At 72.7% G+C, this 11,834-nt stretch carries 14 protein-coding genes; 4 read left to right on the top strand and 10 right to left on the bottom strand.

The window, feature by feature from the left end; all coding sequences use genetic code 11:
• Positions 1–182: 182 nt before the first annotated feature.
• From ACW9J6_RS03670 to ACW9J6_RS03660, 3 genes are all read right to left on the bottom strand, one after another.
• Complete coding sequence (locus tag ACW9J6_RS03670; RefSeq protein WP_457115063.1) at positions 183–578, bottom strand: PilZ domain-containing protein; 396 nt, start codon at positions 576–578, stop codon at positions 183–185.
• 91 nt (positions 579–669) lie between these two features.
• Positions 670–888 (bottom strand): hypothetical protein, encoded by a 219-nt coding sequence (locus ACW9J6_RS03665; protein WP_457115062.1) that lies wholly within the window; start codon positions 886–888, stop codon positions 670–672.
• 212 nt (positions 889–1,100) lie between these two features.
• Positions 1,101–1,727: a cysteine hydrolase family protein gene (locus ACW9J6_RS03660; RefSeq protein WP_457115061.1), complete on the bottom strand. Its 627-nt coding sequence runs from the start codon at positions 1,725–1,727 to the stop codon at positions 1,101–1,103.
• A 257-nt stretch (positions 1,728–1,984) separates the two neighbouring features.
• On the opposite strand from ACW9J6_RS03660, the gene ACW9J6_RS03655 reads away from it, so the two are divergent.
• Positions 1,985–2,617, top strand: coding sequence for a transglutaminase-like cysteine peptidase (locus tag ACW9J6_RS03655; RefSeq protein ID WP_457115060.1), 633 nt, complete (start codon positions 1,985–1,987; stop codon positions 2,615–2,617).
• Between the two features lie 147 nt (positions 2,618–2,764).
• Positions 2,765–3,457 carry a transglutaminase-like cysteine peptidase gene (locus ACW9J6_RS03650; protein ID WP_457115059.1) on the top strand — a complete coding sequence of 231 codons (693 nt, stop codon included), beginning with the start codon at positions 2,765–2,767 and terminating at the stop codon, positions 3,455–3,457.
• A gap of 72 nt (positions 3,458–3,529) precedes the next feature.
• Here the strand turns inward: ACW9J6_RS03650 and ACW9J6_RS03645 are convergent, their stop codons facing one another.
• Complete coding sequence (locus ACW9J6_RS03645) at positions 3,530–3,859, bottom strand: DUF6949 family protein (protein WP_457115058.1); 330 nt, start codon at positions 3,857–3,859, stop codon at positions 3,530–3,532.
• Between the two features lie 221 nt (positions 3,860–4,080).
• Between ACW9J6_RS03645 and ACW9J6_RS03640 the strand changes: the two genes are divergently transcribed.
• Complete coding sequence (locus ACW9J6_RS03640; RefSeq protein ID WP_457115057.1) at positions 4,081–4,758, top strand: hypothetical protein; 678 nt, start codon at positions 4,081–4,083, stop codon at positions 4,756–4,758.
• Positions 4,759–4,773: 15 nt separating this feature from the next.
• On the opposite strand, the gene ACW9J6_RS03635 is transcribed toward ACW9J6_RS03640, so the two are convergent.
• Positions 4,774–4,971, bottom strand: a complete 198-nt coding sequence (locus ACW9J6_RS03635) for a DUF3126 family protein (RefSeq protein WP_457115120.1) — start codon at positions 4,969–4,971, stop codon at positions 4,774–4,776.
• Between the two features lie 142 nt (positions 4,972–5,113).
• On the bottom strand, positions 5,114–5,968 hold the full coding sequence (cysE, locus tag ACW9J6_RS03630; protein WP_457115056.1) for a serine O-acetyltransferase: 855 nt from the start codon (positions 5,966–5,968) through the stop codon (positions 5,114–5,116).
• Between the two features lie 158 nt (positions 5,969–6,126).
• Between cysE and ACW9J6_RS03625 the strand changes: the two genes are divergently transcribed.
• A complete protein-coding gene (locus ACW9J6_RS03625) occupies positions 6,127–6,999 on the top strand; it encodes an alpha/beta fold hydrolase (RefSeq protein WP_457115055.1) in 873 nt (290 codons plus the stop codon).
• 10 nt (positions 7,000–7,009) lie between these two features.
• Here ACW9J6_RS03625 and ACW9J6_RS03620 read toward each other — a convergent pair whose 3' ends face one another.
• The 4 genes from ACW9J6_RS03620 to ACW9J6_RS03605 all read right to left on the bottom strand — a co-directional run bounded on the left by ACW9J6_RS03620 (position 7,010) and on the right by ACW9J6_RS03605 (position 11,772).
• Entirely contained in the window at positions 7,010–7,999 is a 990-nt protein-coding gene (locus ACW9J6_RS03620) for a helix-turn-helix transcriptional regulator (RefSeq protein ID WP_457115054.1), read from the bottom strand.
• A 225-nt stretch (positions 8,000–8,224) separates the two neighbouring features.
• Positions 8,225–9,439: a 3-oxoadipyl-CoA thiolase gene (gene pcaF / locus ACW9J6_RS03615; RefSeq protein ID WP_457115053.1), complete on the bottom strand. Its 1,215-nt coding sequence runs from the start codon at positions 9,437–9,439 to the stop codon at positions 8,225–8,227.
• A 102-nt stretch (positions 9,440–9,541) separates the two neighbouring features.
• Positions 9,542–10,510, bottom strand: a complete 969-nt coding sequence (locus ACW9J6_RS03610) for a transglycosylase SLT domain-containing protein (protein ID WP_457115052.1) — start codon at positions 10,508–10,510, stop codon at positions 9,542–9,544.
• A gap of 233 nt (positions 10,511–10,743) precedes the next feature.
• On the bottom strand, positions 10,744–11,772 hold the full coding sequence (locus tag ACW9J6_RS03605; RefSeq protein ID WP_457115051.1) for a MaoC family dehydratase: 1,029 nt from the start codon (positions 11,770–11,772) through the stop codon (positions 10,744–10,746).
• Positions 11,773–11,834 lie beyond the last annotated feature (62 nt).

Below are 11,834 nucleotides of genomic sequence, written 5' to 3'. Positions count from 1 at the left end.
TGGGGGAGAGGGCGTCGGCCTCCGCCCGGTTCGGCGGCATCGGCGTCCGCGAGCGGCCCGTCGCGGCGCGCGGTCCCGCCTTGAGCAGGCTTCAACCAGGTTGAACCGTGAAGCCTGCTCCCGGTCTCTGATTCTGCCGCATGTCCTACGCTGAACCGGGGGCCACCTCAGCGGGCAATGCTCTACCCGATCTTCTCCACCATGGCCGCCTCGGCCTCCGCCAGGAGGCGGCGGAGCGTGGCGTTCTCCGCCTCCAGCTCCTGGATGCGCCGCAGAAGCGCGGCCGTGGAGAGGTCGGCCGGAGCCGCGGCGTGCGGGTGGGCGGCGGGTTCCTCCTGGAAGGCGACGCCCACCCCATCGTTGCGCCGCCAGCGCAGGGTCGCCCGGTAGATCTTGTCCTTGGCCGGAATGTGTAGGTCGAAGGAGTCCGGCAGGACGGCGGTCTGGCTCAGGGCGAGGCGCGCGCCCGTGGGCGACAGATCGCGGACGAGGCAATCCATCGACGCATTCCCGTTGTTGAAGACGATCCGTCCCTTCAGGAAGGTCCTCAGACGCACCTCTCTGCGCAGCTCAGACATTCCGCCCGCTCAGCCGTTCGTCGCCAGAAGCGCGACCGGGCGGAGGATGCGTCCGGGACCTTAAGGAACCATCCACGCGATGGCGCAGCGGTCAGGCGTCGACGCGCTGGAACAGGTAGAAGCCGTTGAACCGGACCGCCGTCGCGGCCGCATCCGTGTCGAAGCCGCGCGGACGCCGGCCGCTGCCGTCGAGCTTCCCGTCGAAAACCCAGCGCTTGCCCGTCACGAACGACGGCACGGTGTAATCCTCCGGTACGGCACAGGTCAGGCCGTTGGGATCCGTCAGGCGGAAAAGGTTGTAGCAGCGCATTGCCGCACCTCCGGATATCAGGGTCATCATCACAGTGGGATACGACGTGTTTCCGACGAGAGTGTGTCATCCGCCGCCCCGGGGTTAAAGATGTTGGCGGGCGACGGAACGATCCTTCGACGCTCGCCACGCGCCGTTCACGTCTCCGTGTGGTTGGTTTCGCGGTGTTTCCCGATCAGGACTGTGCCTTTTGACGGATCATGTCCCTGATATCATGACCAATTGCGCAGGATCTGATCGATCGTCGCTGTCTCGATCTGCTGTCCGAAGCGTTGCCCGTAGAGCAGCAGCATCGCGTCGTGGGTCGCGTCGCAGGACGAGCAGAGCCCGTCCGTCGCGAGCACCACCCGGTAGCCGCGGTCCACCGCCCCGAGCACGCTGGCGAGGACGCAGACATCCGTCTCGCCCCCGGTGACGACGAGGGTCCGCGCGCGGCGCTCCCGCAGCAGCGCGGCGAGGGGCGGCTCCAGCCACGGGGAGTAGACGGTCTTGTCGATCACCGCGGCCGGGGGTGTCAGGGCGGCGAGATCGGGCACGAGGTCGACCATCTCCTCGCCGAGCGCCGCGATCGTCATGCAGGACCATCGCTCGTAGTAGCGCTGCCAGCACCCCTCCCCTTCCCCCGTGCGGCGGGCCGGGATGAAGCGCGTGAACACGGTGCGCTCGGGGAAGCGCTCGGCGAGGCGGCGGACGGCGGGCAGCACGCGCAGCATCCAGGGCGTGTGCCACGCGGTCTCGCGCGCGAAGAGGTTCTGCATGTCGACGCACAGATGCACCGCCGCGGCGTCGAGCGGGCCGTTGGGCAGCGCGTCGGTGGCGGCGGGCGTCGGAATCCCCATGGCGTCGTCCCTCTCCTGCCCGGACCAGTCCGGGGGCTGGACAACGGCGCCGGGCGGCACAGTGTTTCCCGGTCGCCCGCATGGTTGCTCGATCGTCACCGCGATCCGCGGGATTTAAGGCGAAGTCTCGACCGGCTCTTGGCCCTGCACTGAGGCGGGGGCGGCGCGGCGGGAATTCGATAAAATTGCGCGGATCCATTTCAGCGGGTCCGAGCGGCCGACGGGCCATCGTCTCCTCAACGAAGGGGACGGCACCGATGTTCGGCGACATTCAGAAGGGCGTGATGGGTGTGGCGGCGGCGCTGGCGCTGCTCGCCGGCACCGCGGGGGCGCGGGCGCAGACCATGGCCGCCCTGCCGGCCACCACCCTCGCCGCGCCCGCCCTCGGGGCCGCCCGGCCGATCGCTGCCTGGACGGAGTTCTGCCAGCGCTACGCGTCGGAATGCGCGGTGGACCTGTCGGAGGCGGACACGATCACGCTGAGCCCGCGGCTGTGGCAGACGATCACGGCGGTCAACCGCTCGGTCAACACCCGCATCCAGCCGATCACCGACCAGGAGCACTGGGGCGTGCCCGACCGCTGGGACCTGGCCGAGGACGGCATGGGCGACTGCGAGGACTACCAGCTGCTCAAGCGCAAGCTGCTGGCCGATGCGGGGCTGCCGCGGCGGGCGATGCGCATGACGGTGGTGATCGACGAGAAGGGCGAGGGCCACGCCGTACTGATGCTGCGCACCGACCGCGGCGACCTCGTGCTCGACAACAAGACCAGCGCCGTGCTCCCCTGGCACCGCACCGGCTACACCTTCATCAAGCGCGAGTCCCAGGACACCGTCGCCTGGGTCTCGATGGGCGGCGCGACCGGACCGACCATGACCGCCAACCGCTGAGCACGAATCAGCCCGGAAAAAAGTGTTTCGAATTGGAACCAAAATGGGGCGCGGGCGTTCATCAAGGTTTAAATTTTTCTGTTGAGCGGGTCCCCACCCCGTGGCAGCCTGACGTGCAAGAACGATGCACACGGGTCGATGGGGCAGATGCGGGTTGTGGTGGATGGCCTTGGCCGGGCGACGAGCGTCGATCGCCGAGGCCTCGTCTCCCGGTGCGTGCGGGTCGCGCAGGCCGGGCTCGTGGGCGGCACGCTGCTGATCGGCGGCGCGACGAGCCAGGCGCAGACGCAGACCCTCGCGTCCCTGCCCGACGCCCGCGCGGGCATCGACCGCGGCCCGGTGGCGAAGCCGGTCAGCGCCTGGGTCGAGTTCTGCAGCCGCTACCCCGGCGAGTGCGACGTCGACACCCGGGAGCCGGCCACCATCGCGCTGACGTCGGCGGTGATGAGGACCCTCGCGGCGGTCAACCGCCGGGTCAATACCCGGATCAAGCCGCTGACCGACCAGGCGCATTGGGGCGTCGTCGACCGCTGGGACTTTCCCGATGACGGCTACGGCGACTGCGAGGACTACCAGCTCCTGAAGCGGCGGATGCTGGTCGAGCGCGGGCTGCCCAAGCGCGCCCTGCGGATGACGGTGGTGATCGACGAGATCGGCGAGGGTCACGCCGTGCTGATGGTGCGCACGGACCGCGGCGACTACATCCTCGACAACAAGACCAACGCGATCCTGCCGTGGCAGCGGACGGGCTACACCTTCGTGAAGCGCGAGGGCCAGGACGGTCTCGCCTGGGTCTCGCTCAACGGCGTCGCCTCCCCGGTCACCACCGCGAACCGCTGAGCGGGACGGCCCGCGGCTACCTCCCGAGGGTCGACGTGGCGACGCCGGCCCTCTCGTCGCGCCGACGACGTCTCAGGTCCCGGCGACCAGCTGCGCGAGGTCGAGCACGACGCGGCCCGAGAGCAGGCTCCAGCCGCAGGCGATCATCGTCGCCAGCATCACGAAGGGGATCGGGCGGCCCTCCAGGCGCCGGCCGCGCACGGTGTTGCGCAGGATGATGAAGGGCGCCCCGAAGGCCAGGACCGGCAGGCAGGCCAGGGCGTCCACCCCGCCGCGCTGGAGCAGGCTGAAGCTCGCCCGCCGCGCGGTCAGCAGCTCGAAGCCGCTGGCGAGCAGGCCCGCGAAGGCCAGCCCGAGGACCAGGGTCTGAAGATTCTCGACGGCGGTCGGTGTCAGCGTCATCGTCAGCTCCGCACGGGACCGGGACGCCGCCACTCTGCCGCGCCGCTAACGGGTTGTTATGGTTAAGAACTCGTTATCCACAACGGGGAAGCACCCGTCCCGGGGGAGGACTGCGTAGCGACCGCGCGATCCCGCGGCACTGCGGTAATCCGGCGTTAAGCGTCCGGGCGGATCGTCGGTGCTGCGAGGCCGCCGGACGGCCGTGAGCGGGGACGACGGCGATGGGGCCGGTGGCAGGCGTCGCGACGATGCGCAGGGCACGGCCCGCGCCGCCGCGGCGGATCCCGATCGATCACCGGGTGATGATCGCGGCGGGCGCGACCCTGCTGCTGTCGCTCGCCTCCACGGGCCTGATCGCCGCGTGGGCGACGCGGCCCCAGGCCGAGGCCGGGCTGCGGCTCGTCGCGGATCCGTCGGGCCGGACCCTGTCGCTGCCGGCCGCGTGGTTCACGGGCGCCGCCCCGCGCGAGGCCACCGCCGACCGTCTCGATCTCGCCATCCCGTGGAAGGATCTCGCGATGCCCGATGCGCCCGGGCGCCTGCGCGTCACCGTCACCCGGTCCCCCGAGACCGAGGCGCCCCTGAGCCCGGCCCGGCGCTACGCCCGTTTCCTGACGGCCGAGATCGAGCCGAGTCCGGGCGGATTGCTGCGGCGGCGCTTTCGCGCCGGCTCGCCGTTCGAGGGGGAGGACCTCTACCTCGCGCAGGCCGAGGGCGGCCGCTTCGCCGCCCGCTGCGCCGTCGATCCCGGGCCGGAGCCCGAGGGCGCCTGTCTCAGCGAGGTGCAGTTCGGGGACCTCTCGCTGCGTCTGCGATTCGCCGCGGAGCGCCTCCCCGGCTGGCAGGCGGCGCTGCAGGCGCTGGAGCGCCTGTTCGGCCCGGACCCGGCGAAGGGCTGAGCGCCCGGCCGCGGCTCAATCGTCCAGGTCGGTGTCGAGGATCGCCATCGAGAAGTTGTAGGAGCGATCGCCGTCCTCGTTGTCCTCCGAGAGGACGCCGATGAACTCGTCGTCGAGATAGACCTCCGCCGAATCCGTCTTCTTCGGCCGGCCCACGAGGCGGAGGGAGTGGTTGGCGAACTTGCGGCGCAGGTATCCCTCCACCTTCGCCATTTCGGACTTGTTCACGCTGACCTCTTCGCGGTTGCCGTGACGATGCCCCGGGCGATGCGCCGGAGCGCCGCGCAGGGGTCGGAGGCCCGCCTTGCCATGGGGTGCGCTCCGGGGCAAGCCGCTCCGCGGCGACCGCGGGACCTCAGATCCCGTCCATGGCGTGCACGAACGGGTCCATGTCGACGACCTGGTTCATCGACCGGGCCGGGTCGGCGCAGCCGGCCGAGCCGACCACGCGGGCCGGCACGCCCACCACCGTGGTGCCGGGGGGCACCGGGTGCAGCACCACCGAGCCCGCCGCCACCCGCGCGCAGGCCCCCACCTCGATGTTGCCGAGGATCTTGGCGCCGGCGCCGATCATCACCCCGTGGCGGATCTTCGGGTGGCGGTCGCCCCCGTGCTTGCCGGTTCCCCCGAGGGTCACGGCGTGAAGGATCGAGACCTCGTCCTCGATCACCGCGGTCGAGCCAACCACCAGCCCGGTGGCGTGGTCGAGGAACACGCCCCGCCCGATCTGGGCCGCCGGGTGGATGTCGGTCTGGAAGACCTCCGAGGCGCGGCTCTGCAGGTAAAGGGCGAGGTCGCGGCGGCCGCGATTCCACAGCCAGTGGCTCAGGCGATGCGCCTGGATGGCGTGGAAACCCTTGAAGTAGAGCACCGGCTCGATCGCCCGTCCGGCCGCCGGATCGCGGTCCACCACCGCGCCGATATCGGCCCGGAAGGCCTGGCCGATGCGCGGATCGTCGCTCACGGCTTCCGCGAAGCTCTGGGCGATGAGGTCGGCCGACAGGGAGGCGTGGCCGAGCCGGGCGGCGACCCGGTGGGAGACGGCGGATTCGAGCGTGCCGTGGTTGAGGATCGTGGCGACGATGAAGGAGGCGAGCCGCGGCTCCTCGCGTACCACCACCTCGGCCTCCTGCCTCAGGCGGCGCCAGACCGGGTCGACTACGGCGATCGGGTCCGGCCGGGCGTGGGAGGGGACGGGATTGGACGACATCGAACCTCTCCTCGGGCGAGGAATGCGGTGGCCGGGCGCGGTCACGGCCGGCATATCCCAACCGGAAACTTCCGCATAGCGTGGGGAGTGAGCCGGTCGTCGGCAAGCCCCGACCTCGCCTCGCGACCCAGCCTCCCGCCCTCCCTCGAGCCCCGACGATGCCCCCCTATGCTCCCCGCCTCGCGTCCGAGAGCCGCTTCCTGTCCGTGCGGGGCCTGCGGCTCCACCTGCGCGCCTGGGGTCCGGAGGAGGCGCCAATCCTCCTGCTCCTGCACGGCAGCCGCGACGCCTCGATCACCTTCCAGTTCCTCGTCGACGCCCTGTCGCAGCACCGGCGGGTGATCGCGCCCGACTGGCGCGGCCACGGGCTCAGCGACCCGGCGCCCGCCGGCTACTGGTGGCAGGATTATCTCGCGGACCTCGACGGGATCCTCGACGCGCTGGCCCCGCCCGGGCCGGTGGCCCTCGCCGGGCACAGCCTCGGCGGCAACATGGCCCTCCTCTACGCGGGCCTGCGGCCGGAGCGCGTCGCGCACCTCGTCTCCCTCGACGGGTTCGGGCTGCCGGAGCGCGGTCCGGCCGAAGCCCCCGGCCAGCTCGCGCGCTGGCTCGACGCGCTGCGGGCCCCGGCCGCCCCGACGCGCTACCCGAGCCTGCCGGCCATGGCCGCGCGCCTTGCCGCCGCCAACCCAGCGCTCGGAACCGCGCGGGCGCTCTTCCTCGCCCCGCATCTCGCCCGGGAAGACCCGGCGGGCGGCTGGACCTGGGCCTTCGACCCCGCCCATCGCCGACCCTTCGCGACTCTCTACCGCTTCGCCGAGGCGGCGGCCTGCTGGCGCCGGATCACGGCGCCCACCCTCTTCGTCGGCTCGGGAGCCCCTTTCCCGCCCGCCCTGGCGGGGGAGATCGGGGCACGGGTCGCCCTCGTGCCCGGTGCGCGCTACGAGCGTCTCCCCGGCACCGGTCACAACCTGCACCACGATGCGCCCGACGCCGTCGCGCGGACCCTGGAGAACTTCCTGGCGACGTGAGGCGCGCGGGTCAGCGACGCTGACGCAGGCCGAAATGCGTCTCGACGAGACCGGTCAGGCGCGCGGCCGTCTCCGCGACCGTGAGGTCCGCGGTGTCGAGCGCCGCGCGGGCGCGGGCGTAGAGCGGCTCGCGGCTGATCAGGACCGCCTTCAGCTCGCGCAGCGCGCTGTCGTTGTCCGGCAAGCGCGGCCGCGGCGCGCCGAGCGCCGCCTGCTCGCGGACGCGCCGCAGGTGCTCCTCCGGCCGGGCCTTCAGCCAGACCGTGTAGAAGGAGGAGAGCAGCAGGTCGAGGGTGACGGGCTCGGCCACGATGGCGCCGCCGGTCGCCAGGACGATCGGACCGTCCTGCACCGCGAGGTTGCGCAACGCGGCCTGCTCCAGGCGGCGGTAGCCCTCCTGGCCGTAGATCGCGAAGATCTCCGCGACCGAGAGGCCGTTCTCGCGCTCGATCTCGCGGTTGAGCTCGACGAAGCGCCAGGTCAGGCGCTCGGCCAGGATGCGCCCGAGGGTCGACTTGCCGGCGCCGCGCAGCCCGATCAGCGCCACGCGCGGCGGTCCGATCTCGTCCGACACCGGCGCGGCGCCGACGCCCGACAGGGCGCGCTTGGCCGCCGCTACCTGCGCGGGCGAGGCGCCCTGGAGGAGGTCGCGGAAGACGGGCCAGTCCGGGGAGGCGTCCACCGGGGCGATCAGATCCTCCAGCCGAACGCCGATCGCGTTCGCCACCCGCCGCAGCAGGATGATCGACACGTTGCCGTGCCCCGTCTCCAGCTGCGCGATGTACCGCTCGGACAGGCCGGAACTCTGCGAGAGCACCTTGCGGGACATGGCCCGGACCGACCGCGCGGTGCGCACCCGCTGGCCCAGTTCGGCGAGGAAGCGGGCCTCGGCCTCGGCCGGATCGGCGGGCGGGCTCGGCGGCGCGGACCGCGCGGCGCCGCCCGCGGCGGAGGCGCCAGTCGCCGCATGCAGCGGGTGGAGGGAGGAGGAAGGACGCATCGCCGTGTGACTTCGTGAGGGAGTGCGGCGCCGCTTCGCGGTGGAACCGGGGACCGAGGGCGACCCCCGCCGGCCGGAGCGCCTGCTTACCCTATAGGAGAGCGGCTGGCGACTGCCTGTGTTGCGGTGCACACGGCCCGATCGGGCCGCTCGTCCCGGCAAGCAAGGGGCTGGCCGCTCCGTCGGGCGGCGATCCGGGCCGTTTGCCGCAGGAACCGGAGGATCTCAGCCGACGCGCTCGACCGCGAGGGCGACCCCCTGCCCCACCCCAACGCACATCGTGGCGAGGCCGAGCCGGCCGCCGCTTCGGCCGAGCTGGCGGGTGACCGCCCCGGCGATCCGCGCTCCCGACATGCCGAGCGGGTGCCCGAGGGCGATGGCGCCGCCATGCGGGTTCACGTGCTCGGACGCGTCCGCCAGGCCGAGCCCGCGCAGGCAGGCCAGGGATTGGGACGCGAAGGCCTCGTTCAGCTCGATCGCGTCGAAATCGGTCGGCCGCAGGCCCAGCCGGGCGCAGAGCTTCTCCACGGCGGGGATCGGCCCGATCCCCATCACCCGCGGCGGCACACCCGCCGAGGCGATCCCGAGGACGCGGGCGAGGGGCGTGAGCCCGTGCCGCGCGGCGGCCTCGGCGCTCGCCAGGACGAGGGCCGCCGCCCCGTCATTGACGCCCGAGGCGTTGCCCGCGGTCACGGTCCCGTCGCGGCGCACGAAGGGCTTGAGCCGCGCCAGGGCCTCGGCGGTCGTGTCCGGGCGCAGATGCTCGTCCGCCTCGACCCGGCGGTGCGCGCCCTTGCGCGTCGGGATCTCCACCGGGACGATCTCCTCGGCGAAGATCCCCGCGGCGGCGGCGCGGCCGGCCCGATGCTGCGAGCGCAGCGCGAAGGCGTCCTGGTCGTCGCGGCCGATCTGGTAATCCTCGGCCACGTTCTCGGCCGTCTCCGGCATGGAATCGACGCCGTACTGCTGCCGAAGCACCGGGTTGATGAACCGCCAGCCGATCGTGGTGTCGTGGATCTCGGCCTGGCGCTGCCACGCCTCGCCGCTCTTGCCCATGACGAAGGGCGCGCGGGTCATCGATTCGACGCCGCCGGCCAGCGCAAGGTCGATGTCGCCCGCCCGGATCGCCCGCGCCGCCGCCCCGACCGCGTCGAGCCCCGAGGCGCAGAGGCGGTTCAGCGTGGCGCCCGGCACCGTGTCGGGCAGGCCCGCCAGCAGCAGCGCCATCCGGGCGACGTTGCGGTTGTCCTCGCCGGCCTGGTTCGCGCAGCCGAGGAAGACTTCCTCGACGCCCTCCTTCAGCGAGGGATGGCGATGAATGAGCGCCGCCAGCGGCACGGCGGCGAGGTCGTCCGCCCGCACCTCCGCCAGGGCGCCGCCGTAGCGGCCGATCGGCGTGCGCACGAAGTCGCAGATGTAGACGTCCCGCGGCGCGGCCATGTGCGTTCCCTCCCGCTGCTGCCGCGCTTTCGAAAACGCGGTACGGCGTACCATAGAGGGGTTCGCGCCCGAACCAAACCCGCAATCCGGGGAACCGGGATGCTACTGGCTGGCCGGGAGCGCGGCGTCGGGCGCCGCCGAGGCCGTCATCGGGACGGGCTTGGCGGGCTTGCGGGCGGCGAAGTGCCGGAACTCCACCGGCCGGCGCGGCGGCAGCGGCACGTGCACGGCCGGCTCGGCCTCCGCGACGGTGGCGGCGGGATCGGCCGAGGCGACGGTGGTGACGGCCGGGGTCGCCGCGGCAGCCACGGGCTCGGCCGCGGGCGCAACGCCGCCGCGCAGCCCGTAGGTCGGGACGGGCAGCCCGGCGATCGGCGAGGCTCCCGCATAGGCGAGGACGGGGGCGGCGGCCGGGCGCGGCGGCGGCAGCGGGGCGGCGAGAGCGGGCGCGGCCGGCGGCGCCTGCGGGGGCGCCGCGGCCGGGGCCGGCTCGGCAGGTGCCTGCGCCTGCACGGCGCTCGACAGGGCGGCCACCGAGGGGTCCGCCGAGGCCGTGACGACCGCGGCGGGACGGGGCCCACCGCCGAAGATCTTGCCGAAGAACTGGTTGAGCGGATTCGCGGGCGGCGGCGCCTGGAGCGGCGCCTCGAGTTCCGCCACGTCGGTGCGGATCCCGGCGCGCTTGGCCGCGTAGTAGTAGCCCTTCGCGTAGTAGCTGTAGGCCTGGGCCTCGTTCCCGTGGGCGGTCTTGTAGGCCCCCGCCAGGTAGGCGACGCCGTAGGTGAGGTTCACCCGCGCGTCGAGGAGGCCGGAGGCCGGGCCGGCGTAGCCGAGGGCGCGGGCGGTTCCGTGCTTGATCTGCATCAGCCCGAGCGCACCCCCGCGCCCCACGGCGCGCGGGTTGTAGCCACTCTCGCGCTTCACGACCCGGTGCACGAAGCTCGCCGGAACGCCGTTCGCCTTGGCCTGCGCCTCGATCAGCGCGTCGATGTTGTCGCGGGGTGCCTCCAGCGCCAGGGCCGGAACGGGCGCCGCGATCGCAAGGACGGCGAGGATGAGGCGCTGGCGCATGCAGGATTCCGGACTGGGAGCATGTGCGGAATCGCACAGGCGGGACGGGCATCCTGGGTCACGTCCAAATGCGGCGGGAAAGAGACTTGGCTGTAACAGGCCGGCAAAGATCGGTTGAGGCGTGGCGGTTTCCACGCCGCCTGTGGCGCGTGAAGCACAGCCGTTCGCGGAGCGGCCGCAAAGACGGTCGTGATCCCGGTTGGCCGGATTAAAGTCTTGGGATCAATCGAAATTTAAGCACGATCGACCGCCCGGACGGGCCACGCACCCTGCCGGGTGGGCGCCAGATAGGCGCCGTCGAAGCGCAGGACCAGCTCGCCCGCCTGATTGACGCCCTCGGCGCGGTGGCTGACGAGTCCCCAGCCCGGGCGGGAGCGGGAGGCCCGCGTGTCCGTGATCGTGACGCTGTAGCGGATCCGGTCCCCCGCGTAGACCGGCCGCAACCATTGCAGGTCGCGGAAACCGGGTGACGGGCCGCTGGCCGCCGCCGGCTCGCCGCGCCCGCGCGCCGCGGCTGCGCCGCGGTCGCGGGCGGCCACCATCCGGTTCATCCAGCCGGCCGCACTGTGCCAACCCGAGGCGATGAGGCCGCCGAAATGGCTCTGCCGGGCCGCGTCCTCGTCGACGTGGAACGGCTGCGGATCGAAGCGGCGGGCGAAGTCGAGGATCTCCTCGCGGGGGAAGTCGTAGGTGCCGAGGTCGAAGGGCCTCCCGAGCGGCAGATCCTCGATCGGCCCGGCGGGGAAGGCCTCGCCCTCGGTCGGAGGCTCCGTCGGGACGGGGGCCCGGGGGACCGCGCGGGGCGGCAGCGGCGCCGCGCCCCGACGCCCGAACATCACCGGGAAGGTCTGGGTGAGCACCGTCTCCCCGTCCTGGTTGGCGAGGTCGAGGCGCAGGCGCACGAAGCCGCGGTCGGGCTTCGAGGCGGAGGGGCGGCTCTCCAGCACCGTCAGGTCGGAGGTGAGCGCGTCGCCCGGGCGCACCGGACGGAGCCAGCCCAGCTCCTCGATCCCCGGCGAGCCCATCGAACTCGCCTCCAGGATGAGGCTCTCGGCCAGGAGCCGCATGCCGAGCCCGCAGCTGTGCCAGCCGGAGGCGACTAGGCCGCCGAGCAGGCTTTCCCGCGCCGCCTCCTCGTCCACGTGGAAGCTCTGCGCGTCGTAGGCGCGGGCGAAGGCGACGACCTCGTCCCGCGTCACGATCACCGGCCCGCCCCTGCGCGTGAAGCCGGGGACGAGGTCCTCGAAGAAGATGGTGGGCATCTGGGTGATCCGGGCTCCGGGCATCCTGCCCGGCTAGCACCCGGATCCCGGTCTTTCCAGCC

It is taken from the genome of Methylobacterium sp. JK268 (genome assembly GCF_054052225.1).
This window is presented reverse-complemented; position numbering and strand designations above follow the sequence as displayed.